General features: G+C 45.0%; 17 protein-coding genes, 1 tRNA gene and 1 pseudogene. 9 read left to right on the plus strand and 10 right to left on the minus strand.

Going from position 1 to position 25980, the window contains the following annotated elements; translation table 11 throughout:
• Positions 1-75 precede the first annotated feature (75 nt).
• The 4 genes from BLV62_RS20020 to BLV62_RS20035 all read right to left on the minus strand — a co-directional run bounded on the left by BLV62_RS20020 (position 76) and on the right by BLV62_RS20035 (position 3337).
• Positions 76-384: a helix-turn-helix domain-containing protein gene (locus BLV62_RS20020; RefSeq protein WP_026773240.1), complete on the minus strand. Its 309-nt coding sequence runs from the start codon at positions 382-384 to the stop codon at positions 76-78.
• Between the two features lie 271 nt (positions 385-655).
• On the minus strand, positions 656-1714 hold the full coding sequence (locus BLV62_RS20025; protein ID WP_026773241.1) for a hypothetical protein: 1059 nt from the start codon (positions 1712-1714) through the stop codon (positions 656-658).
• Between the two features lie 42 nt (positions 1715-1756).
• Positions 1757-2332 (minus strand): hypothetical protein, encoded by a 576-nt coding sequence (locus tag BLV62_RS20030; protein WP_026773242.1) that lies wholly within the window; start codon positions 2330-2332, stop codon positions 1757-1759.
• Positions 2333-2488: 156 nt separating this feature from the next.
• A complete protein-coding gene (locus tag BLV62_RS20035; RefSeq protein ID WP_026773243.1) occupies positions 2489-3337 on the minus strand; it encodes an RteC domain-containing protein in 849 nt (282 codons plus the stop codon).
• A 290-nt stretch (positions 3338-3627) separates the two neighbouring features.
• On the opposite strand from BLV62_RS20035, the gene BLV62_RS20040 reads away from it, so the two are divergent.
• Positions 3628-3825, plus strand: a complete 198-nt coding sequence (locus tag BLV62_RS20040) for a hypothetical protein (RefSeq protein ID WP_026773244.1) — start codon at positions 3628-3630, stop codon at positions 3823-3825.
• Positions 3776-4564 (plus strand): annotated as a pseudogene (locus BLV62_RS29010) (recombinase family protein); the annotation flags it as partial. The gene BLV62_RS20040 and the pseudogene BLV62_RS29010, both read left to right, overlap by 50 nt.
• A gap of 725 nt (positions 4565-5289) precedes the next feature.
• On the opposite strand, the gene BLV62_RS20050 reads toward BLV62_RS29010, so the two are convergent.
• Positions 5290-5374: transfer RNA gene (locus BLV62_RS20050), tRNA-Ser, on the minus strand.
• 127 nt (positions 5375-5501) lie between these two features.
• Between BLV62_RS20050 and BLV62_RS20055 the strand changes: the two genes are divergently transcribed.
• On the plus strand, positions 5502-5936 hold the full coding sequence (locus BLV62_RS20055; RefSeq protein ID WP_089763706.1) for an acyl-CoA thioesterase: 435 nt from the start codon (positions 5502-5504) through the stop codon (positions 5934-5936).
• A 63-nt stretch (positions 5937-5999) separates the two neighbouring features.
• Here the strand turns inward: BLV62_RS20055 and BLV62_RS20060 are convergent, their stop codons facing one another.
• From BLV62_RS20060 to BLV62_RS20070, 3 genes are all read right to left on the minus strand, one after another.
• Complete coding sequence (locus tag BLV62_RS20060; protein ID WP_139170310.1) at positions 6000-6533, minus strand: hypothetical protein; 534 nt, start codon at positions 6531-6533, stop codon at positions 6000-6002.
• 266 nt (positions 6534-6799) lie between these two features.
• Positions 6800-7546: a GLPGLI family protein gene (locus BLV62_RS20065; protein WP_089763730.1), complete on the minus strand. Its 747-nt coding sequence runs from the start codon at positions 7544-7546 to the stop codon at positions 6800-6802.
• A gap of 2 nt (positions 7547-7548) precedes the next feature.
• On the minus strand, positions 7549-10338 hold the full coding sequence (locus BLV62_RS20070) for an outer membrane beta-barrel protein (protein ID WP_089763708.1): 2790 nt from the start codon (positions 10336-10338) through the stop codon (positions 7549-7551).
• A 152-nt stretch (positions 10339-10490) separates the two neighbouring features.
• Between BLV62_RS20070 and BLV62_RS20075 the strand changes: the two genes are divergently transcribed.
• Both BLV62_RS20075 and BLV62_RS20080 read left to right on the plus strand, forming a co-directional pair.
• Entirely contained in the window at positions 10491-12209 is a 1719-nt protein-coding gene (locus BLV62_RS20075) for an IlvD/Edd family dehydratase (RefSeq protein ID WP_089763709.1), read from the plus strand.
• A 10-nt stretch (positions 12210-12219) separates the two neighbouring features.
• Entirely contained in the window at positions 12220-12978 is a 759-nt protein-coding gene (locus BLV62_RS20080) for an SDR family NAD(P)-dependent oxidoreductase (protein WP_089763710.1), read from the plus strand.
• On the opposite strand, the gene BLV62_RS20085 is transcribed toward BLV62_RS20080, so the two are convergent.
• Together BLV62_RS20085 and BLV62_RS20090 are read right to left on the minus strand one after the other, a co-directional pair.
• Positions 12967-16968 carry a DEAD/DEAH box helicase gene (locus tag BLV62_RS20085; protein WP_089763711.1) on the minus strand — a complete coding sequence of 1334 codons (4002 nt, stop codon included), beginning with the start codon at positions 16966-16968 and terminating at the stop codon, positions 12967-12969. The genes BLV62_RS20080 and BLV62_RS20085 overlap by 12 nt on opposite strands.
• Before the next feature lie 14 nt (positions 16969-16982).
• Entirely contained in the window at positions 16983-17714 is a 732-nt protein-coding gene (locus BLV62_RS20090) for a GntR family transcriptional regulator (protein ID WP_089763712.1), read from the minus strand.
• 193 nt (positions 17715-17907) lie between these two features.
• Between BLV62_RS20090 and BLV62_RS20095 the strand changes: the two genes are divergently transcribed.
• From BLV62_RS20095 to BLV62_RS20110, 4 genes are all read left to right on the plus strand, one after another.
• The gene (locus BLV62_RS20095) at positions 17908-19233 is read left to right on the plus strand and encodes an MGH1-like glycoside hydrolase domain-containing protein (RefSeq protein WP_139170312.1); all 1326 of its coding nucleotides are present in this window, start codon (positions 17908-17910) and stop codon (positions 19231-19233) included.
• A gap of 265 nt (positions 19234-19498) precedes the next feature.
• Entirely contained in the window at positions 19499-22567 is a 3069-nt protein-coding gene (locus tag BLV62_RS20100; RefSeq protein ID WP_089763714.1) for a SusC/RagA family TonB-linked outer membrane protein, read from the plus strand.
• Between the two features lie 45 nt (positions 22568-22612).
• Complete coding sequence (locus tag BLV62_RS20105; RefSeq protein ID WP_089763715.1) at positions 22613-24109, plus strand: RagB/SusD family nutrient uptake outer membrane protein; 1497 nt, start codon at positions 22613-22615, stop codon at positions 24107-24109.
• 118 nt (positions 24110-24227) lie between these two features.
• On the plus strand, positions 24228-25931 hold the full coding sequence (locus tag BLV62_RS20110; protein WP_139170314.1) for a class I mannose-6-phosphate isomerase: 1704 nt from the start codon (positions 24228-24230) through the stop codon (positions 25929-25931).
• The last annotated feature ends 49 nt before the right edge of the window (positions 25932-25980 follow it).

Genomic DNA, 25980 nt, shown 5'->3' on the forward strand with positions numbered 1-25980 from the left:
TTTTAAATGTTATCGTCCGAAAATAGTTGAAGCGGGTACGGCGTAGCCGTACCTGTCTTTGAATGGCACTGTTTGTCACTCGTTGTCCTTTGTACGTTGCAAGGGAGCATTCACACTATCCCTTATGAATTGGTGTACGTCAGATAATTTGTAGTACAATTTTCCGCTGATGGTATAATATGGCAGCTTGCCGGATGAGCGGTAACGCTGCAAGGAGCGGTGGCTGATTTTCAGCATTTGTAAGAGGTCTTGGTTATCCAATAATTCCTCGCAGTCTATGGTATTGCGTTGCTTCTGTATATCTATGATGTGTTGTTTCAAAACATCGAAACGTTCCATGATACGCTCCATCCACGCAAAAAATTCCATTCTGTCTATGTTCATAGCAATACGTTTTTATGATATTCTTATAGCACAAAATTGGAGCGTTTGGCTGGGGCTGTCTTCCGATACGTGTCTATCAAAACGGCACTTTTTTCATTTTTTTTGCAATTAATGTAAAGTGCTGTTGTGTAACGATTTCTTGCTCTTTACGATATACGTTGCGTATTTCAAAGGGTGGATTTGTCTATATACACATATAGGCAAACGGGCAAAAAAAAGACAGCACCATATCGGTGCTGTTATTTTATAAGAGAAGATGGACACGAAAACTTTACTTATTACCTTTCAATTTGAGTAAAAAGTATAAACCGTTATTTTGAAGTTCCCTTTTTTCTTCTTTGTATTCCAACAATGTCATTCCCGCTGTTAATCCCAAAGAACTTAATAGTGTATAATGTATTGGCATACTGGCAACCACTGTTCCTATTAACGGCACATAAGTTTTGGGATTTTGCATTTTCTCAATAAACCTCCTAAATGTTTTACTATTCAGGTTTTTCATTTTGTTCTCTAAATCGGTGAGAGGTTTTTGTATTTCACTAAAGAAAATGCTCCGATACTCATTATCCTTTAAATCAGCATTGTAAAGCTGCTTGTTTTTAACCTCTATTGTATTTATGGTCTGATAAAACAATCCTAATTCATCCTTTAATTTTAGCTTGAGTTCTAATAGGTCTTCAAAACTTAAAATATCAGGATTAGGCAAACTGATTTTTAAAGCATCAAGTGCCAATGACTTTGTATAGCCCTCAGTTTTTAAATCGCTGTTGGATTTATTCGATTGCTGGATAAATGTTGAAAAAAGATTATTTAGATTATTGCTACTACTCAAACAATTTTTTCCTTCTATCAAAAGTTTCAGAAACCACTTTAGTTTTAAAGAATAATACCACCATATTAAATCTACCTCAACTGGCTTACCCCAATCAAAGCCCCACATATATTTCATTACATCATAAACCTCTTCTGTGATTATTTTACCGTCTTTATTTGTGGGATGATTGGGAAAGATTAAATCATGGTTTGAGTTGACTATTTCGCTTATTTTACTTGCAAACCCTTTTTCAAATTCATCTTCATTGTCTTTATTCCTTTCGGTTATTGCAATCAAATTTTCATCAATAAGAACTTTATAATCCGTTCTAAATGTCTTGGGAATAAATTGAAAATCCTCTACTCCGTCAAACTCAAAATTTCCGCTTGCTTGACTAAATTTTGGGGCATAAACTGCGTCATTGACGATGTTTATTTTATCATAATACAATGCCAATAATTTTATTTCATTTTCCGATTTTGGAGTAATATCGGAGTTATAGTAAATTTCTCTCATTTTCAAATTCCTTTCGTATCCTTGTGGTTGATTGCTGGCTTATCATTTCTTTTTGTGGAGAAATTTGAATATATTATTGATATTAACTCCAATTCCCGCAAAATTTGGTTCAAGAATTATGGTATCGTTTAATATTTTACCAACACCTCCTTTTAGTTCCTTTTTTACTTTAAAATCTTTTATCTCTTTTTGGTCTTTAATGTCTTGGAAAACCTTTTCAATAAGTTTGACAACATCTTGGGGCGTTTTACAAACATTCGCTATTTCGATAAAGACTAATTTGTCCTCTGGGATTTTACCGCCGATAGACTGTCTATCATTTCCATCCAAAAAATATTTTGGATGAAGTGTAGTAATCATCAGTGCTGGAAGTAATTCTTTAGGGTCAATGCCATTTACAGCTTCCCAAGACATAAGCTCCGAATAAAAATGACTTTCGGGAATACCCTGAATGGCAACCGCGTCATTTTCGGCTGCAAATTTTGCAATTCTATCAAAATTGTCACGTAAGGTTTTACTAATCGGTTCATCCCAATTGTAATAGTCCAGAATATATAGATAATACTTCCTTTCTACATTCTCGGGAATTGCTGCAATTGTACTTATTTTTAATCCCATTATATCTATTATCTTATTTTGAGTGCTGTTCGTTTTGCGCTATTCTCTTTACAAACTATCATACGAATATTGTTAGTTCATCCATAGCTAAAATACAAAAAAAGCCAATGTCGGTAGCATTGGCTTTCTTTGCGTTATAAGCAAGGTGACTAATAATTAGCCGTTGTCTTCCTTATCCATGTATTCCTCTAAATTGTATTTCAGTTGGTCTAAAAATAAAGTACGTGAGCCGGCACGGGTTTTCATACGATGAAAGCTGTTATGAATGTCGCTAAGCGAAACACGGAACAGGATTTGAAACACCATACTGATTTTGCGAATGCCTAATTTACCATGTGAAACAGCATCGGCAGCATGAAGCGCATAAATCAATTCAATAAGCGCACTCTTTGGCTGTGTCCAAAAAATATCTTTGGTGTCATTGTTCTGCAATAGTACATCAGGGCTTAGTTCAGGGCTTAGTTTTGTCGTGAGGTAGTTATAGATTAATTCATTGGCTAAGATTTTTGCCACCTTATAATCAAAGTAGGTCGAGAATTGTGGGTCAATTTCAAAAACAAAGCTGTTTAACCCATCATAGTAATTGATGTTTCCCAGCATATAATAGTTTTCGTCCCGGTCAGTCCTGCCGGAGCGGTAATATCTGTAAAAATCAGAATTGCAGATATGCTCTTTATATTCCTGTTTCAGTTCCCGGAGTTGTAGAGCGAAATAGCATTGATGCAAATTCCCATTATCTGCGGGACAAGCTGTTTCAATCCGATAAACCTTGTTATAGTAAATCAGCTTTCCGAGAATGTTCGGTTTCACCAGTTTGAAAAAATGGATTTCTTCGGCTTTACTGGAAAAGCCCTCTTTCAATACATCTTCTTTGACAGTACGCAGTAGTTCCTGAAGATAAATTGTCATTCTATAAGCCTCATCAATGAAGCTGGATGCTTCAGCAGATAATTTTCTTTCCTGCTTTTGAATTTCGGCAACGATGGTTTGTAAGGGATGCTTCATAGTTCCGTTCGTTTTATCAGGCTGTATTTATCCAAATACAAATGTTAGCCTTAACTATGAATTTATTCCATGAGATATGCCGAAGTCAGGTAAAATTTATTTCAAGACAGACAATAAGCGACATTGGAAAACTTAAACGAAATGTAAAAAAAGGGTGTGGGGTAAGACATCAAAGGTCAAGTTCTACCATAGAATGCCATCTTCCGGTGTTCGATTGACATCTCTTTTATTTTTAGCAATGCTCCTGTAAGACACAGGTTCACTAACAATAAAATAAAGGAGAAGTGGTCATGGAAAAGAAGAAAGAGAAATTTGAAGCTCCTAACAACATCGAGCATAGCATTGCTAAAATAGACGAAGAAATAGAGCGAGAAAAAGAAGAAAAATTGGTAAATTTAATTATTGAAATTGTTGTGTCGTCAACATTAAAAGAATACTATGAAACGAGCGATAAGATACTTACGATTCAGTCAATTAGGACAGAGTAATGGCTCTATTGAAAGGCAAGAGCTTTATACAGACCAATGGTTGCAATATAATAGTGTTGAACTGGTAGATACATTTATTGACCGAGGTAAAAGTGCCCGCACATTTGACCGTCCTGATTTCATTAAACTAAAGGAGTTTATTAATAAACATTACAAAACAGTAGATTACCTTTTAGTTGACCAATTAGACCGTTTTAGCCGTGATGCAGGGGAAGCCATGAGCATGGTTAAACTCCTGCAAAAGAAATATAATATTCAGGTGGTAAGTGTTACAGAAGGAATAACTTTTGACTATGATACACCCGGCAGTTTTTTTAGAGCCGGGCTACAATTGTTGCTTGCCGAAGAGGATAATATAAATCGAAGCATCAAAGTGAAAGGAGGGCTTTATACTGCTAAAGCTAAAGAGGGAAGGTTCGTTTATAAAAATGCACCATTTGGATATAGAAAGGAAGGTGAAAGAAAAGACCGCCGTTTAATTATAGAAGAAACCGAAGCAAAGATTGTACGTTTCATCTACGATGCGTATCTCAAAAACACACCGTTGTACCGTATTAAGGAGCAGGCTCAACAATTAGGTTTCGCAACCAAAGGTAATATGGCGATTGAGCGTGTACTCACTAATCCAATATATGCAGGATTATTAAAAGTAGATGCCTACAAAAATTATACTGGTGGTTTATTCGATGGCATTCATGAGCCAATTATTGATATTACCACATGGAAAATGGTTCAAGAAAAAATAAAAAGACCGGAAAAGTCTCGTACAGTAATTGATGACGAACTTCCTTTGCGTGGTATTTTAAAGTGTCATTGTGGAAACCCGTTATCAGGCGCACCATCAAGGGGTAAATCGGGTAAATACTTCTATTATTATAAGTGCAAACACTCGAAGCACAATAATATCAGTGCGGTTAAATCAAATGACCAGTTTTTAAGTGTATGCGAATTAATGAGCCTCCCATCGGAAAAGGTTAGGAAAATCAGGACAGAAAGCAAAGCCTCCATTGATAAGGAAATGGAGAATAATAGAAAAAAGGCTAATGATAAAAAATTAGAGCTACAGGAAGTTGAAGAAAAATTGTTCTCGGTTGAAGAAAAATGGATAAAGAATGAAATCAACAAGGACACCTACAATCGTTGGCATTCGATATATAATGATAATATATTCAATCTTAAAGGTGCAATTGAAAGGTTAAGCAATGACCAAAGCCATGCGTTCGGCATATTGGAAAAAAATCTAAATCTTTTGACCGATATGCGCTATGTCTATACTAAGTCAGATACGCTGCGAAAAAGAGAATTTGTAAATCTGGTGTTCGACAGCAATTTATACTATCAAGATGGCATCTATCGAACACCCACTATGCTCGGTGTTCTATCGCACAACCATCTGATAATGAAAGAAAAAGGGTTATTGATATACGAAAAAAAAGAGGGTCTTCTTGATGAAGACCCTCTCAGCGGAGAGTCAGGGATTCGAACCCCGGGACCTGTTACAGTCAACAGTTTTCAAGACTGCCGCAATCGACCGCTCTGCCAACTCTCCAAGTGGACTGCAAATGTATGACAAGATTCTATTTTTCAAAAAAATATACCCCTTTTTTTACATCTTTTTTTGCCTTATAATCGCGCGTGTACGTATTATTTAATTGTAATCCCCCTAAACTCTGCGTATGGACATATTCTTTGAAGGACCCGTACTATGGTCACAGATCGATGCTAACATGCACCTGCGGCATTCGGCATATGCCGACTTCGCCGCCCAGGCACGTCTAAACATGCTGGAACACGTAGGGATCAAAGCAGTTCACCTGGTACAACACCAGGTAGGACCCATCCTTTTCAGGGAAGAACTTATTTACCACCGCGAAATCGGGGCAAATGACAAAGTAAAAGTAAGCTGCGTAATGACAAAATGCAGGAAAGACGGCTCCCGGTGGTCGATCACCCATGAAATTTTCAGGGGCGATGGCACCAGATCCGCTACCGTACATGTAGATGGCGCCTGGATCGATTTCCAGAAACGTAAACTTACCGGCCTGCCCGAACATATACTGGAGAAATTCAAAGCAGTGCCCAGGAGCGCCGATTTCAAAGAAGAAGAATAAAAATAGGCGCGGAGATATCCAACCATGGATATCTCCGCTTTCTTGCCAGCCATCTCCATCGAACTATCTCCGGGTAAGCGGCCTGCCATCCCGCTTATCCAGCTCCAATTCTTTAATAAATGGCAACTGGTTCTGGATATGCGACCGGGTCGATTGTTCTATGTAGCTATCCAACTGGAAGAATTTAGCCGCCCGGTTTGCGCCCAATAACTTGTTCATACGCCTGAAATAACGAAGCTGCAGGCGGGTAAACTCCAGGTCATTGTTGATCATCTGCCGGGTCAGTGAATTCATTTTGCGCTCATCAACAGAAGAAAATTCCTCGTTGTACATTTTCAGTAGCGCCAGCCGCTCACTTAACCAGGGTTCTTTTTCCGCTTCGTAATCAATAAGCGTAACTTCAAATGCCTTTTCTTCAATGGGCGAAAGGTTCAGTGTTTCACTCATCAAGGCCAATTTATTTTTGCCGAAGATCTGCGTAACTACATCGTTTTGATTTTCAGTTAGAACAACAGCTTCGGTTTCGGGGGTCGACTGTGCAGCCAATCTGGGGGTAATGGCTACCAGGAGCATCAACAAACAGCAAACTTTTTTCATGTGCGTTAATTTTTAGGATTAGACGCAGTTCCGCAGTCCAATTAAGTCAGTAAATGGGGTAACAACACCGGCTCTGATGAGGGTTAATTAAAAACACGACAGATTTAAATTTTAATTACGAATGTTAAGCAAGTGTGTAACCTCCAGGTATACATATTAGCGAAACCACCGTGTTTTAAGAAACACAGATTTTCAGTAAATAGTTGCAGAAAAATAAAATTAATTTATAGCTGCCGGCCGATCCGACTGGCAGCCATAGCGGTAATTTATAACATTAGAGCTTTTAACAAAGCATTCCTTCCATCTCCCCAATCCTTTGTTGCCTTTTCAACGATCTCTATTGCACCCTTGTTGTTCGTAGCTTTGCCCTTGGTTGGCGGCTTCAGGCTTTCTTTCCTTACATCTTCCATCACTACTTTTGTAGCAAACCAGGTAATATGTTCGTGCGGCAATGCCACACCCAAAATAGTTCCCGGCAGCCCGGTAAACGATTCCGGCCCGCCCGAGGGGATGATCGCATCCGTATAAAAAGCCACTACATAAACGGAATCCAAAATAATAGCATTCGCCCTCCGGCAATCAAACCCCGCTATTTTCCTGGTTTCGCTGGTGATCTTCCAGTTAATCCTCCTTACCGAATCTTTAATAACCAACGACTGCTCAAAAAGCTGCTTCTGCGCAATACTGATACTGCTATCCAGCATTGTGTACACGGTATTTGAACTTTCCCTCACAAACGGGTTATTCACCTGCTCCGATACGCCAGGTTTATACAAAGAAGTATTCCCATCAAAGTAATATTCAAAGTTCGTCACCAGGAACTGAGGCGTATTCTTCTTCAAACTTTCATACCATCCCCCATCCTCTCCCGCTGCCGGCTTCCTCATACGCGCATGCAGGTTGATCTTGCGTTCGTACTGTATATGCCCTCTCTGCAAAAAGGTAACTAACTGGGCGCTGGCCTCTGTATTGAACAATATAACTATAAAGAGTATACGAATAATAGTTTTCATCATTATTTGTTTTCTTCGTTAGCAGCTGTACTTCCGCCAAACTTGCTGAAGTTCCAGCTAAAGGTTAAAAGAAAATACCGCTGTATCGTAGTTCTCCGGCTCTCAGAAATATTATTGCTGTAAATGCTCCTGGTGATGCCTACATTCTGGTTCAAAAGGTCGTTCACGGATACGCCGAATATAATATCATCTTTCTTTCCAATACGCTTGGTTAAACTGGCATTTACAATAGCCACATTGTTATTGGAGGTAAACACGCTGGTCCGCTGCCGAAGATTGTATTCCAGCTCTGTTCTCAGGTCGATCTTTGCAGGGAACATAATAGTAGAAGATCCTTCTATATAATAATTCCAGTAATTAGGCTGTACATTGGTTTTCAGCGACGATACACTGGCATTGTAATTCGCATCGAACCTTAAATAGAATTCGTATTTCTTTTCCTCATACTTGCTCACAGAAATATTCAGACCCGGATTATAAGTATGGGTATTAACCAATATTCCCTGTGTATAATTGAGATTTTTCGTATAATTCATTCTACCGCCCGGACCTATACGCAGGTCCCATATCGGAGTTTCCCAGTTGAAACTAAAATTGAACCACCCTGTCTGGTTACCATTAATATTCACAGTTTGAGACGTAGTTACACCGCCTTTATCTATCACACTCCTGTTGCCAAAAGAATTAAGGATAAAGTTATAACCCAGGCTCACCCAGATGCTGCGCTTGGATAAAACTTTATAATCATTGAACGACGCGTTGAAACGGTTATTGAACGAAGGCTTCAGATCAGGGTTCCCAATAGTGATAAAGAGCGGGTTATCGTTTACCACCAAAGGCTGCAAGGCGTCTATCCTCGGCTGTTCCGTGTTCCCGTTATAAGTGAAAGAGAAACGGCGGTACTGCGAAAAGTTATACCTGAATACCGCCCGCGGGTAGTAGTTGACAAACTGCCGGTTGTAGGTATGGTTCCTGAACTGGTCTTCCTGCGTAAAGTCAGACAACCCTGCCGATCCGCCAAAACTGATGCGGATCTTATCTTTCGTATATCCATAACTGAGACCTACCTTGTTGGTAAAGCTGGTTACATTATAATCATTGCTGTACAACGAATCCAGGTCCGTATATTTACCGTTGCCGCTGTCATTATACGACAACCGGTTAGAGTTGCTGTTCAACCAGTTAAAACCATAAGTAGCCGTAATAGTACCATTCTTTGATATAGGCTCTGTGTAGGTAAGGTTACCAACGAGGTTTAACATGTCGGAATTTGACACTTTATACTGATCCAGTATTTTTACCGAATCCGGCAACCCCGGCCTGTAGAAAGTGGTGGTAGCATCTACATTCCCTTTCCCTTTGTTCTGCTGATAATTTTCTGAAAAGTTGAAAGACATGGTCCGCCTGGTTTTTTTAAATTTCTTACGCCAGAAGATATTGGAGTTCAGGCTACCTATATCAGCAATATTAGTGGTCATGCGGGTACCGCTGTTCTTCATTTCATCATTCAGCCGGGTACTGCTGGCATTGTAGTTGGTGCTGTTCTTATGATCCAGGGTTCCATCCACCATCACCCGGAAGGAGGAAGAAGAATCGTACTGCCACTCGTAATCTCCATCTATCCTGTTCCTGAAAATATGGTTTTTGAAATCGCCTGTCGACTCATTATAGTAGGTAGAATCATTGCCAAGCAAGGTCTGGGAATTATTGGCGTCACTTCCCTTTACCGAGAGGTTCATCAGCTTATAGTTGGTATTCACCCGTTGCCTGTCCCTATCCCATTTATCATTATAGTGTACGCCGCCGGTTTGCACTGTCGGATACCCGTTGCCGTTATACCTGCCATCCCATGAATCCAGTTCGTCGCCTCTCCACATAAAATCAAAATCGCCATCTTCATTAATACTGAATTCATCAGTTCCCAATCCATATTTATCCTTATCCTGCCAGTTAAGCCCTACCTTCCCGGTACTGGAAAAAATGCCATAAGCTGATATCTTTTTCTTGCCCTTGAAATAATTGAACATCACCTGGTTGTCGTGGTACCCTTCTGTTCCGTATCCCAGGGCCACCTTCCCAAAATAGCCTTTCTTACTGTCTTCTTTCAGCTGGATGTTAATGGTTTTACTTCGCTGTCCGTCATCCACCCCTGTAAAAGCCGCCTGGTCGCTTTTCTTGTCGTACAACTGCACTTTATCTACCATATTGGCTTTCAGGTTCTTGGTGACCAGGGTAGGGTCATCTCCAAAAAACTCTTCTCCATCTACCAACACTTTTTGTACAGACTCTCCCTGCGCCTTGATCTCTCCTTTTGCATTTACTTCTATACCCGGCAGGATCTTGAGCAATTCTTCCACAGAAGCATTTTCCCGGGTTTTAAAACTGGCTGCATTGTATTCGGTGGTATCTCCTTTCATTTTGATGGCGGCGATCTTTTGCTGCACCACCACCTCGTTCAGAAGTTTTGATTTTTGTATAAGCGCTATATTACCCAGTTGCTTAACCGCATTGGCTGATAATGAAAGCGTATCGGCATAATCGGCAAACGTGGGATAACTTACTACCAGTACATATTTGCCTTCTTTGAGTTCCGGGATGGAAAATTTCCCCGATTCATCGCTTCTTCCAAACTTGTACAGCGTCGAGTCCTGGGCATGCAGCAGCATGATAACTGCGTTGGAAAGGTGAAGCTGATTAAGGGTATCTACTATTGTTCCTTTTACTGTGGCGGTTTGTGAATAGCTGTAATGGGCCGCACACAGCAGGAAAAACAATACAAATAGTCTTTTCATTGGTGGATTTAAAGATTAAACTACAGATGCATTGACTTTAAAATTCCATAATTAATTCATAACTTTTAATCTTCGAATGATAAACATCTGTTAAATGGATTGTCTATTTATCATGTAGACAAATCGTACTTTAAAAAAGACACGGCTACGTTATGAAAACAGTAAATGAAAGGAGAAGCCGGAACTGGTTTGCCAGGGATGGAAAAGACGGTTTTATTTACCGGGCCTGGCTGAAGAAGCAGGGTATCCCGGCATCGGAACTGGAAGGGAAACCTATCATTGGCATCTGCAATACCTGGTCGGAGCTTACGCCCTGTAACTCCCATTTCCGCGAATTAGCTGAAGCTGTAAAAAGAGGGATACTGGAAGCAGGCGGTTACCCGCTGGAATTCCCGGTAATGTCGCTGGGCGAAACATTAATGAAGCCTACCGCTATGTTATACCGCAACCTGGTAAGCATGGATGTGGAAGAATCTATCAGGGCCAACCCGCTGGACGGCGTAGTGCTGCTTTGCGGCTGCGATAAAACCACTCCCGCCCTGGTTATGGGCGCCTGCAGCGTAGATATTCCTACAATCGTGGTTTCGGGAGGCGCCATGCTAACAGGCAGGCATATGGGCACAAGCATAGGAACCAGTGATATATGGAGATTTAGTGAGAATGTGCGGGCAGGAAAAATGTCGAATGAAGAACTGGCCATGGCAGAAGCCGGCATGTGCCGGAGCGATGGACATTGCGCGGTAATGGGTACCGCCTCCACAATGGCCTGCATGGTAGAAGCATTGGGACTTTCTCTCCCGCAGAACGCCGCTATCCCCGCGCCTGATGCCGCAAGAAAAGTATTGGCCCAGCTGTCGGGCAGGGAGATTGTAAAGATGGTAGAAGAAGACAGGAGACTTTCACATATCCTTACCCGTGAAGCATTTGAAAATGCCATCCGGGTTAACGCCGCCATAGGCGGTTCTACCAACTTTGTAATTCACCTCCTCGCTATTGCCGGTCGTATAGGCGTACAACTGGAATTGCAGGATATGGACACCTTCTCCAACGGCATTCCTTTGCTGGCCAACCTGCAGCCTTCAGGCAGTTTCTTCATGGAAGACCTGTACTACGCAGGCGGGCTCCCAGCCGTTATCAACGCCCTGCTCCCCCATTTGCACAAAGGTTGCCTTACCGCCAACGGGCAAACGATCGGGCAGAACTATTCGAATGCAGTAAGTTATAATAAAGAAGTGATCACCGACCTGGAATCGCCTTTCAATAAATTGTCGGGTATCGTTGTTTTGCATGGCAATATCTGCGAGAACGGGGCAGTAATAAAACCCTCTGCCGCCAGCTCCCATCTCATGCAGCATACAGGTAAGGCAATAGTATTTGAAGATATTGATGATTATAAAAAGAGAATAGACCATCCCGACCTCGACGTAGACGAAAACAGCGTATTAGTGTTGAAGAATGTAGGTCCAAAAGGCTATCCCGGCATGCCGGAAGTTGGCAACCTGGGTTTGCCCGCTAAACTGCTCGCTAAAGGAATTACCGATATGGTTAGGATCTCCGACGGGCGTATGAGCGGTACAGGCTTCGGAACAGTGGTATTGCACGTTTCGCCCGAAGCCGCTGCAGGCGGTACGCTGGCCATATTGAAAGACGGCGACACCATCACGCTGGATGTGCATGCACGAAAATTATTTGCACACCTGACTGATGAAGAAATTGCACAACGGAAATCCAACTGGCAACCTAGTTACCCGCTGTCGACCCGCGGGTACGTACAACTTTACCAGCAACACGTAGAACAGGCGCACCTGGGCGCAGACATGGACTTCCTGAAAGGCGGTTCAGGCAGCGAAGTGACCAGGGACTCACACTAAAACGATCGTTATGAGATTTAACAAGAAAGTAGCTATTGTAACAGGAGCCGGACAAGGGATAGGGTTTGAAATGGCCAGGCAACTGGCGATGGAGGGAGCTGCTGTGATCCTGAACGACCTGGATGAATCACTGGCCAATACGGCAGCAGCAGATATCAATGCAAATAACGGTATATGCAGGGCTATGCCCGGCGACTCCAGCGATACCGCTTTCATTCAGCAAATGGTAGATACCGCCGTTTCTGATTTCGGAAGCCTGGATATCGTTATCGCAAATGCCGGCATCACTTTATTCGGTGATTTCTTTACCTATACGCCGGCAGCTTTTAACAGGGTTATGCAGGTAAACCTTGGAGGCACGTTCTTCCTGGCGCAGGCGGCAGCTAACCAGATGAAAGGGCAGGAAAAAGGCGGCGCTATTTTATTCACTTCTTCCGTAACCGGCCACCAGGCCCATAAAGACCTGGCAGCCTATGGAATGAGTAAAGCAGCCCTGGAAATGCTGGCAAAGAACCTGGTGATAGAGCTTTCTCCGTACCGGATCACCGTAAACGCCGTAGCTCCCGGAGCTACGCTGACAGAACGCACCATGGATGATCCGACCTATGAAAAAACCTGGTCGGACCTCACCCCGATGGGTCGCCCTGCAACCACGAACGACATTGCCCAGGCAGCGTTGTTCCTCGTATCGGACCACGCGCGTCATATTACCGGTCAAAGCCTGGTAGTGGATGGCGGCTGGACCAGCATCAGCCCATCACCCTACTGACAAGAGGCCTAAAAGATCTTCTGTAGATAGCGCGCCCGCTACCTCCGTACCCTCCAGCAACTGGTCGGCCAGTTCCCGCTTCAGGTGATGCAACTGTATGATCTTTTCTTCAATAGTTTGTGCGGCAACCAGCCGGTAAACCGTTACCGGCCTGGTTTGCCCTATACGATAAGCCCTGTCGGCAGCCTGGTCTTCAATGGCGGGGTTCCACCAGGGATCTAACTGGATCACATAATCTGCCGCTGTCAAATTCAATCCCTGCCCCCCGGCTTTAAGACTGATCAGGAACAAAGCGCCCTTACCCGACTGGAAATCCTTTACCCGTTGCTCGCGTTGTTTCAGCGATGTACTGCCATCCAGGTACAGGTAATCAATCCCTTCTCTTTCCAATGCTTCGCGAACCAGCGACAAATGCTGTACAAACTGGCTGAAAACAAGCGCCCGGTGATTATTGTCTATCAACTCCTTAACTATTTCCAGTAATATTGCAAGCTTGGACGACAAAATATCTGATTCCGGGTCTGCCAGCCTGGGATTACAGGCGGCCATCCGCAGCCTTGTAATTTCGGCCAATGCTCTTATATGTTGTTGCCCCTGTTTGGTGTCGTGGTGCTGGATCCGTTCCAGGGCCGTACGCCGCAACGCTTCGTAGAACGCTTTTTCAGACGGCGACAGGGTAACCAGCCTGGTAATCTCCGTCTTAGGCGGCAATTCGTCTAATACGCTGGTTTTAGTGCGTCGCAGCAGGAAAGGCGCAACCAGTTTGCGCAGGTGCTGTTTGATCTCATCCGCCGGGTTCCTGACAGCCGGGAACACGAACTGTTTATTAAAATGATCCAGCGAGCCTAAAAGACCCGGGTTCAGGAAATTGAAGAGGCTCCATAGTTCCAACATATGATTTTGTATAGGCGTACCCGTTAGCATCAGTCTGAAGGCGCCCTGCAACTGCAAAGCAGCCCTGGCAGTCTTGGTCTGGAAATTTTTTATGGTATGCGCTTCATCGAAAATGATAGTGTGCCAGCGGACGGCCGACAGCTGGTCGGAGGCCTGCATTAACCCATAAGTGGTCAATACTACCGTGAATGGTCCTGCATTTTTAATGATGTTCTCTCGTTCTCCCTGTTGCAACGTCTGCACATTCAATGTTGGAGCAAACCTGCCCAGTTCGTTGGTCCAATTCATCATTACAGAGGCGGGGCATATTACCAGTGCGGCGCCATCGGCGGCCCGGTGCAGCAGCAGGGCAATAGCCTGGATGGTTTTCCCAAGCCCCATATCATCTGCCAGGCAGGCGCCCGCACCCCAGGCGGCCAGGCGCGTCATCCACCGGAAGCCTTCTTCCTGGTATGGTCGCAAGGTTGTTTGCAACGTAGCCGGAACAGCGACCTGCTCCGTCATCGCAGCGATCCTCCGCCTGGTGAACTGGTCGAAACCTTTGTCGGTGCTCAAGCTTCCCGCCTTCTCCAACAATTCGTCCAGCAACGGCAATGCAAAGGGTTGGATGTTGATGGAGCTTTTGTCGAAATACGCTACACTGGCCAATTCGTTGAGGCGTTTACGTAAGTCGGCGGCCAGCGATAAATATACTCCTCCCTCCAGTTCCACGAACCGCTTTTTAACTGTTCTGCCGGTATCCAGCAACGATTGCAGGGATAACACCGTGTCTTCATCTACCTTTAACTCTCCTTCGCACTGGAACCAGTGATGCTTTTCCTGGATCGATAAACGCAATTCCATGAATGTAACCTGCGGGGTTACCTTATAGCGCTCGCCTTCCGGCCATTCGGCCCGCACAATATCAGGATGCTGCTGGATGATCTCTACCAGTTCCAGGCAATCCAGCGGATCTTCAAAGATGATGGCGTCCTCCGTAAATTCAGTAGAAATAAGTCCCTGGATCAGCGACAGGAATATGTTGAAATACTGGCGTTCCTTATCCAGGTCCCTGATGGCCTGGGCCCTGGCTCCCTGGCTGAGCCCTACCACATAGATGGCGCCTGCGCCGGGTTTGCAGTAAGGCGGTTCGGTATTGAATGGCTTTACATAGAAAGAAGCTTTGAGCCCTTGTCCCAGCGGAACAATCTGCACCACGATACGCGGATCGGCGTTCAGCTTGCGAAGATCTGTATTCAGCTCCCCTACTTCAGCATGGATAGTCAACTGGTTACCGAGACTTTTAACCAGGGCAGTCATTTTCTCCTTTCCTGCCTCCGGAACATATGGTATCTGATCTAAGGTTTGCAGTATTTTCCGCTGCCTGGGCGTCAGTTCAATAACCACCAAACGGGTAGCGGATTCGCGGAGCAAAACAACCTTGCTGCTGAAGTCGTTTACGTTGGAAGAGAACGTGTAACCGTGGGCGGTAGTATTGATAGTTAATTCCGGCTTGCCTGTTGCGACTTCAATATTTGTCACGGCATCGGGTGCAAACAGCAGCGGATGGCCGGCAATGGCTTTCCATACATTTTCGCTGAACGAATAATGCTCGCCGTCATGGTTGTAATAATGTTCTTTCTGAATAGTGCCTGCAACCCGGTGGTCCTGCTCCGTCATTTCCGGCAGCCTGGCCTCTTTCAGTCGTTTCAGGGCTATATTCCTGCCGTTGCTCCATCCATCGGCCTGGTAGGATTGCAGCACAGGTTGAATTTTATAATGGTCGAAGTCCACCAGGTAGATCAACCTGCTTTCTGCAGGCTGCCGGTCGGGTGTTTTTTGCTGGTCGGTTTCCAGCAATACATTGATCAGCCGCTCCCATTCAGGCGTGGGCGTCGACTGCGCAAACAGCGGCGCAGCGCCGATAGCGGTTTTCTGTTGCTGGAAAAAAGACCCGTAACCCAGGTAGTGTTCCGACTGATGCAGCCCCAGGTACTCATACGCCAGGAGGTTGTAGCCGGCCTGCATGGCGCCGGAAAGCAGCTTACCGGCCAGCGGCTGGTTATTGCGAAGCAATTTGCTGGCAGGGTATAACAGGCGTAAACCGAGTATCGACAGCAAACTAAGCAAAGGCTGATCATTCCTTTCCAGGATCAGTTGCAATTGATTTTCTGCCTTCTCTCTCCTGCCCGCATGCAGGAGTAATAAGGAAATAGCAGGAACGAATTCCGGCAAGGCTTTCCGGTCGTAGACTGCAATGAGTTTATCGCTAAGCGCGGTGATATGTTTGCCTTGCAGTTGCGTGAGCAGGCTGGTATAATAGAACGCCCAGACAGCGCTGTTGGGCAGCGTATGTTTTTTGTCTTGTTTTCGTTGAAATTTAATTCCTTTCTCGAAGAGGGTAAACGCCGCATCCGGTTTTCCCAGGTAGAGTTGTTCGACAGCGGCATGATAAAGATCTTCCGTATTTCCTGGCGTTAATCGACCATCCAACAGGTCGAGAAGTGGGAAATCAAATTCGTGCGCTTTTGCAAAGGTTGCCAGTTTGTTCAGCGGTTGCAGTTGCAGCAACTGGCTGTTGAGCGCATAATCGAGTAGTTTATCCATACTTTCCTGGCTGAAAAAGCGGAGCAGGTCTTCATACGCAGGAAAATAGAGGAGGTAGGAAATATGAGGAAGATATTGGGAGAGTTCCTGTTCCAGTTTTTTGACTGGTAGGAGGAGCAGCGACCGGCTGCCTGTAAAGTAGGCGGTCAGCAACTGTTGCAGTTCCTGCAGGCGGATATTGAGCTGGAAGAAGATGGGATTGATGCCCCGGGTTAGCTGACTTAAAAAACTATAGGCCGGGTTGGCGATCACCTCCGGGAAGATGAGGAAGTTCAGGGTAAGGGGAAGAGAATAGGCCCCTGTGATCTCCCTTACGATCAGCCCTTTAGCCAGCAGCTCTTTTATATGGAGTGCAATTTCCTGGTCTTGCAGGGAAGTGAGCGGCTTTACCCCGTCGATAACGAGGTAGCTTTCTACCGGGTGAAGGTAGAAAGCCAGTACGTTGATGATATGTTGTTCTGCGGAACTAAGACTATCGTATTGTTGCCGGTAATATTGTTCATTCAGCATACCGGCAAAAGTAACTATTCTCTTCTGCTTTCAACGGTATATACGAAGCTGTCGGCCCGGTAATACCCGAGGTTGTATTCAATGGGCCGTTCGCCCTGGTCGTATACAAAACGTTTACGGAAGAGGATAGGGCTGCCTGTTTCCAGTTCCAGTTTGGAAGCGATGAATTTATCGGCTGTTTTGGCGCTGATCTCTTCTTTGGAAAGGGTAGCTACGGTCATATAGTCCTTTTCGAGGATGTCGTAAAGAGGACGTTTGAAGTCTTCTTCCCCTGTCAATCCCACTCTTGGATGGAAATAAGAGATGAAGTAGACGAAGGGACCTTCCGCCTTACCTCTTAGTCTTTCCAGTTTCAGGATCTTTTTGGTAGGTTCTATTTCGAAGAAGTTGGCGATGGTTTCGTCGGGCAATACCCAGGTTACGTGAAGTTCAAAGTTTTTGATCACAATTCCCCTTGCGGTCATTTCCTGGGTAAAACTCAGCCAGTTTTTGGATTTTGAGCTGATAGCAGCTTCCGCTACTTTGGTACCTACTCCTTTTTTTCTTATCAGCAGGCCTTCATACACCAGTTTATTAATGGCATGGCGAAGGGTAGACCTGGAGATGGCTAATTGTTTGGCTAACTGGACTTCATTGGGAAAGAATTTGCCCCCTGCATATTGCGGGTCCCGGATCATGTTGCGCAACAAGTTCTCTGCCTGTATATGAAGGGGCAAAGGATTTTTATGATCAATACTCAAATTCATGCCTGCAAAGCAACTGGAAAAATCCAAGAAAAACAAACATTGCCCTTCAGTGGTTAAACGATTTTGCATTTAAATAACCACATTCATTCATATCTAATAATAAAATTATCAAGTTCTTATACCGCTCATCCAAATTTTCTTGTTTCGGTAAATTTATGTTTATATGTTTGTACATATTATCCGGGTTCCACTTATGATTAACTTGTTCACAGTACCGATCATGGCGACTATAAGCCTACCCGTTACACAGGTGGAGCGGCACTGTGCTTCTTCGTTACGCGATTCCTCCCTGGCCCTTTCCATTTTAACTGATCCGGGATTAGATACCGTACAGGCGCGGGCGTTAAGGTTATTAACAGGTTTAAATGCCGGCACTTCGTATAAGGAAGTCTGGATACGCGATTTCAACACTTTTATTAATGGTTCCCTGAAAGTAATGCCTGCGGATAGCGTCAGGAATATGTTGCTGTTGTTTTTCAGGATGCAGGGGGCGGATGGCAATATACCCGATGGCATAGTGCCTAGGGCACAGGCTCATGGCGGCTACCAGTACAGGTACAGCAACCTGGCGCCTGAATGGGCGGCGCATAAAAATACCGTGGAAACAGACCAGGAAACTTCATTGATCCAGGCGGTTGCCAAGTATGTTATAGCAACCGGTGACCAGTCAATACTTTTTCTATCCCTCAATGGTAAAACGATTTTGCATAGGATGGAACTGGCGATGAACTGGTTGCTGAAAGAGCGTTGGTCTAAAAAGTATGGTTTGCTGATCGGCGCCACCACCATCGACTGGGGGGATGTTCAGCCCGAGAAAGGCTGGGGCGTAGCCATTAATGACCATACGAAATGGGCGGTTGATGTATATGATAATGCTATGTTCGTTACCGCCATCCATGACTTTTTAAAGATCTGCCCTGCCGGCTACCAACCCTCCAGGGACTGGAATAAAGTGGCTGCCGGGATACGTGACAATGTAAGAAAAACCTTGTGGAAGCCTGACAAACAAAAATATATTCCGCATGTTTACCTGGCCGGATCGCCTTTCTCCCAAAACTTTGACGAGGCTGGATTGTTATACACCGGCGGAACGGCATGTGCAATACTGGCAGGTTTCCATACGAAAGAAGAGATTGCAAATATCAACCAACAATTTTTAAGGGCTGCGGCCCGTGAACAACATGCCACCATTGGCATGACTGTATGTCCACCCTATCCCCAATCTGAATTTCCCAATATGGCGCCCTACGAGTATCAGAATGGTGGCGACTGGACCTGGTTTGGCGCCAGGATGATACAAGCTTTAATTGAAAACGGATTTATACAGGAAGCAATGAATGAACTAACTCCAATGATTACACGCGTGATTGATCACAATGGTTTCTACGAATGGTATGATGTAAGGACCGGAACTCCAAAAGGCTCGGGAAATTTTCGCGGAGAAGCAGGGGTGTTATTCGATGCTATCTCAATGTTGAAAAAATGGGCATTAAATCAACAGCAGCAAATAAACAATTAAAGGGTCTTAGTTATTATTTATAAGTCAGGTCATTACCTGATGTGATGAAATTACGTATTCAACCGGATCGAGTGATTTTATGTATTCAGCCAAAGTCGATACTCCGGCACTTGTTATCAAAAACTCTAAACAATGAATAAAAACGAAAACTTGTTATTCACCGTGGTTCATTATTAAAAATTTTAAATAATTCAACCACACATCTCTCTTCCCGGTTTCGGAACTATTTGATTGATTATTATTTCATGATCTCTAAAGACTTGTTATGAAAAAAATCCTGGTCTATGCGCTTGCATGCCTATTTTCCATGCATGCAATGGCACAAATAAGGGTTAGCGGAAAGATTACCAACGCTAACGATGGCACCCCTATCCCCAATGCCACCATTGCGATCAAAGGTACTTCCAGCGGTACGATTGCTAATGAAGCCGGCACTTACACCGTTACAGTACCCAATCAAAACTCGGTGCTGGTGGTATCCTTCACGGGTTTTGCCACCAAAGAAGTACCTGTAAACGGTCAGACAGTAATTAACATCGCCTTGTCTGAACAGGTAAGTACGCTGAGCGATGTAGTGGTAATTGGTTATGGTACGGTTAAGAAATCCGACCTCACAGGCGCCGTTGCATCGGTAAGAGCAGAAAAACTGATGGACATGCCTGTTCCCAACGTTTCACAGGCCCTCCAGGGTAAAGTAGCCGGCGTGGATGTAAACATCAACAGCAGCGCTCCCGGACAGGCCGCGAAGGTGCGTATACGCGGTATCGGTTCCATCAACTCCAACATCGATCCGCTGTACGTGGTAGATGGAGTGATCGGCGTAGATGGAAACCAGATCAACCCGAACGATATCGCTTCCGTGGAAGTACTGAAAGACGCTTCTTCTACAGCGATCTACGGAGCCCGCGGTGCAAACGGCGTGATCATGATCACCACCAAACGCGGACGTAAAGGCTCTCCTGAGATTTCCTACCAGGGCGATGTAAACGTAAGTACGCTTGCACGTCACCTCGAAACGCTGAACTCAGAAGAGTTCGTGAAAGTATACAACCTGGCTTTTGAAAACGCAACCAAGTTCGACCCTAACCACGGTACCTGGGCGCCTCCAAAAGCATTGAATCACCAAAACTTCCCTAAACTTTTTGATGCTAATGACAAACCTCTATACAACACTAACTGGGAAAAAGAAACCTATAAACCAGCTGTATCCACCAGCCACCAGCTGAATATGCAGGGCGGTACAGACAATACCCTGTACAGCGTTTCACTGGGCTTCCTGGATCAGAACGGTTTGATGATCGAATCCTGGTTCAAACGTTATTCTACCCGTATCACTATCGACAGCGATGTTAAAAAATGGCTGAGAATAGGCGGTAACGTAAACCTGAACTCCGCAAAACAAAGAGTGGTATCTGACGCCAACGGCGCCCTGAACGTACCAAGGATGGTAACGGAAGAAGTACCTATCCTTCCTGTTAAATATCCTGATGGCACCTGGGCCGGCAACTTCGATATAGACGGACTCGAAGGCGGTCCGAACCCTGTTCATATAGCTAACAACCGCTATACCCTGAACAACTATACATCGGTGATCGGGGATGCTTACCTGTTGTTCCATATCACTCCGGACCTGGATTTCAAAACCGACTTCGGTTACGGCCTGTTAAGCCAGAAAAGCAACTTCTATTCCGCCATCAACCTGCCGCACCTGTCGCAGGACCAGGGCGGTGTTGCCCGTGTTTTTGGTAACTCCAACAAATACTGGCAGTCAGAAAACTACCTGACCTACAACAAGAAGTTCAATTCAAATAACAGTATGACCGCATTGTTGGGCGTTTCTTTCCAACAATACAAAAACGAATACTGGAACACAGAAACCCAGAACTTCATCGATGACTTCTTCCAATGGCATAACCTGGCCTCAGGTTCTGTAAAACAGAATTCGGAGTCGTCTGACTACAGCTGGTCCATGAACTCCTACTTTGCCCGTGCAACTTATAACCTCATGGACAAATACCTGTTCACTGCTACCGGTAGGGTGGATGGATCATCCAAATTCGGTAAGAACAACAAATACGCTTTCTTCCCGTCTGTGGGCGCTGCGTGGCGCATTGGCCAGGAAAACTTCCTGAAGAACAGCAACGCAGTAAATGAACTGAAACTCCGCGCCAGTTACGGTGTTTCCGGTAACCAGGAAATTGGTCAGTACCAGAGTATTGCACAGATCAGACCTACACAGGTGGTACTGAACGGCGCCAATAATTCCGGCCTGATCCCAGGTTATATCGGGAACCCAGACCTGAAATGGGAACGTTCATTACAGTTCGACGCCGGCGTTGAATGGGTAGCCTTCGACAACCGTATCAACTTAAATGTCGACTTCTATACCCGTACCACCAAAGACCTGTTACTGGCCGCCCCTATTCCATGGAGCGCCGGCTTCCAGGACGCCTTTGTGTATAAGAACGTAGGTTCTGTAAGAAATACAGGTGTGGAAGTAAACCTGGGAACTACCAACATCAAAACAGACAACTTCACCTGGACCACCAACTTCATCTTCACTACCAACAAAAACAAGATCCTGAAGTTGAACAACGGAAACGCCGATATCTTCCCTGGTCCTAACTTCCTGGGCCAAACCAACATACTGCGCGTAGGCGAACCGATCGGTTCCTTCTACGGCATGTATCGCCTGGGTACTTACGGCACCAACGAAGCAGCGGAAGCAGCAGCGCATAACCTGATGCCAGGTGATCGTAAATACCTTTACGAGGCAGGCACCAACAATCCTGTTTATGGCATTATAGGACAGGCTTATCCTAAATGGACAGGCACCTTCAGCTCTACCCTGAAATACAAAGGATGGGATTTTGCCTTCGACATCCGTTTTGTACAGGGTATGAATACCGCAGCTACATTCAAACACTCAGCGGAAGACCGCCAGACGCTGGCCAACAGTTTGAAGACCGTATTAAACGCATGGACGCCTGACAACCAGAATACCATGATAGCACAGGTACGCAGCTACAAATTCACCCAGGATTCGCACTTCGATACCTGGTGGGTAGAAGATGGCTCCTACATTCGTGGCCAGAACTTTACGCTGGGTTATAACTTCCCTGACAAATTCCTGCAAAGGTCTAAGATCAATAAGCTCCGTATCGCAGCAAGTGTTCAGAACCTGTTCCTCATTACCGATTATACAGGTTATGATCCGGAAGTGGATACATTCAATTCTGGTTATGGTGCAAACACTGCGTTCTCACAAGGTATCGACTTCTTCCCTTATCCACGCCCGCGTGTATGGAACCTGAGTGTAAACCTTGGATTCTAAGAGTTGATAGTTGAGTACCTTTTTTTAGTCTTTAAACCACAGAAAATGAAAAAGATCAATTATATATTAGTCTCATTGCTCCTGTTAATGAGTTTCTCCTGTAAGAAATTCCTGGAAGAAAAACCCACAGGATTCATTTCGCCGGATGCCCAGCTTACCAGTAAAAAGGTAGCGCAGGCTTATGCTACGGGGTGTTATAAATACTTGCAGGGGTTCCTCCAGGGCCAACCTTCCTCCTATGGCGGTAACGTGTATAACCTCATGGAGTTTGTAACCGGTAAAGCAAACAGCGACCTGGGTCAAACCGGTTTTGCCACTTTTTCTTCCATGAGTTACATTTCCTCCAGTTTCTATTTTGATACCTGGTGGCAACAGATGTACCTCGGAATTGGTACCTGCAACCTGGCAATAGAAAAGATCCCCGGCTTTGTGGTATTGACAGATGCTGAAAAAACCAACATGCTCGCAGAAGCCCATGCATTGAGAGCATTGTATTACTTCTACCTGGTAAGGATGTTTGGAGCTGTGCCTAAAGTGACTGAAGTAGCTAAAGACCTGAACGTACTGCTTCCTCGCACGCCGGCTAAACAGATCTATGATGAAGTGATCATACCAGACCTGGAAACAGCCGCCAAATCAACTTTGCCATGGAGAAGCACAACTGTTTCACTGGGCTTCATTCATTCCCTGCTGGCAGATGTATACCTGACTTACGCAGGAGCGGCTATCAATGGCGGCGCTACTTACTATGCCAAGTCTGCTGAACATTCCAAAATGGTTATTCAGAACAGCGGCAACTACCTGTTCCCCGAATATACAGATATGATCAAACCTGCTAACAAGGGAATCGGGGAGTTTATCTTCCAGGTACAATATGCAGCTGCAGTACCCAGCAACAACCCGCTCACTGCGCTGACCATTCCTAACTATTCAGGCATCTCCAAATATGCTGATGAATACGGATCTGTATATCCTACTACCCAGTTCCTCGCCTCCTTCCCGGCCGGCGATAAAAGGGTACAGGAAAAACAATTCTTCTACAGCAGTTATAAGAGCATCAAAGACGGATCTACCGTGACTTTCAGATCACCGTATATCTATAAATATTTTGATAGCCTGGCTGTTGTTTCTACAGCTAAATCCGACCTGAACTATACCCTTTACCGATATGCCGATGTATTGCTGATGTATGCAGAAGCATCTAACAGGGCTACAGGAACACAGGACGATATTGCAACCAAAGCAGTGAACGACATCCGCGCCCGCGCCAAACTGGCTCCTATCGGCAAAATGTCGATGGCTGATTTCGAGCACGAAGTATGGTTACAGCGCTATTTTGAGCTATGCTATGAAAACAAAATGTGGTTCGATATGATCCGTACCCGGAAAGTACATAACGATGTTACCGGTAACTGGGATGATTTCGTAGGTCACAAAACCGTATTAGGCGCCACTTTCCAGGAAAAGCACCTGCTGTTCCCCGTGCCTAAACAGGAAATTGACGCAAACCCGAACCTTTTACCAAATAATACAGGGTACTAAACATTGTCAAATCTGTTGAAACCAAAAGGCTACCTCCCGGGGTAGCCTTTTTTATTTTCATGAAAACTTGGCGAAATGCGATTATGTATGTATGTTTGTACATATTAACCTACATTTCATGACCCACCGGAGCACCCCTTCTTCCTTGTGCAGCATCAAACAACAAAAGATCGGGTATCGCATTGCTCCGACACATTACCATCCGATTACTATCAATACCGATTACCAGTCGCTGGCCAGTTGGATCATCCAGCAACCAATTGTGGTAATAGACGGTTATACCGGAGTTGACTGGGAAGGCATACAATCAGCGCTCAGCGATATTCTTACTGAGCAGGGAATTCGTTTTAAATGGTACGACATAGGGAAGCTGCAAAAGAGTACAGCAGTATTGGAGCAGCAACTGGCCCCTTTCATGGGAGGCGATGCCCATTGGGGTAGTATTTGTCCGTTAGGCATGGCCGATCTCTATCCTCAAACCAATCTTCACCTGCATCCCGACTTTGATCAGCATATTATTATTGGCCCCGGCGCAGCGTTATTCCATACTTCTGCTCCCGTTATTTATGCAGAACACTCGAAACTTACGCTGGATCTCAGCGACCCGGAAGCGTTCAAGCGCTTCTATTATATAGACAGGGTAATATACAACGAACATAAAGCAGCCATCCGCGATCGCATCAAAATAATGATAGACGCAACGTCGGTCAGTCGCCCCGCCTGGGTCTGGAGAAAAGAGCTGAATGCGGCTATAGACCAGTTGCTCACCCAACCAATCCGTTTACTTCCCTGGTTTGCCCCAGGGCCCTGGGGCGGCCAGTGGTTGAAAGCGAAGATCGACGGCCTTCCACAATCGGTCCCCAATTATGCCTGGGGCTTTGAGCTGGTGGCGCCTGAAAGCATGCTGCTGATCGACAACGGGAAAGCGACCTTCGGACTCCCTTTTGAATGGCTGATGTATGACTGGCAACAGGCGATCCTGGGCCGGCATGCCGCTATCTTCGGGTCGTATTTCCCTATCCGCTTCGATTTCCTGGATACTATAGACGGTGGACATCTATCTATCCAGTGCCATCCTTCCCAAAAATTTATTCAAAAACAATACAACGAACCGATAGCCCAGGACGAAACTTATTATATACTGGAAGCCGCTCCTGGCGCTACTGTGTTCCTTGGCCTGCGTCCCGGCGTTGATACAGGATTATTCCGGCAGGAACTTACCGAAAGCGCTGCAACTAATAAACCAGTAGCGATAGGCGACTTCGTGCAGGAACACCCATCTGCGAAGCACGATCTTTTTCTTATTCCTAACGGCGCCGTACATAGTGCGGGTAAAGGCAACCTGGTGCTGGAGATCAGCGCCACGCCCTATTTATATACCTTTAAAATGTATGATTGGCTGCGGCCTAACCTGGATGGAGAATTAAGGCCTATCAGTATTGAGGAAGCTTTCGCGAACCTGCGGCCAGGGTACACAAGTGAAGAGCTGGTAGCACGCCCCCGTACCGTTGAGACGGGGAACGACTGGCAGATAACGGAGCTTCCCACCCATCCCCAGCACTTCTATAACATCCGGCGACTGGAATTTGATTCCAGTATCGAAGTGACTACTGATAACAGGTGTTTGATGATGATTTTGGTAGAAGGAGAATCAATACGCGCCAACGGGGCAGTATATAATTACCTGGAATCTTTCGTCAATCCGGCTGCCGTTAGCCGCGTAACGTTAACCAACAACGGCAGTACCAGGGCGTATGTGCTAATGGTTACACTGAAAGATGATCACCCTGTTTATCACCGGCTTCCCCCTGTTATAATGTGACCTCAAAAAAAATTTATTTTTTTTTAAATGCTCCTGACATACTGTTGTC

This window comes from Chitinophaga terrae (ex Kim and Jung 2007), assembly GCF_900107795.1.
GTDB lineage: Bacteria > Bacteroidota > Bacteroidia > Chitinophagales > Chitinophagaceae > Chitinophaga > Chitinophaga terrae.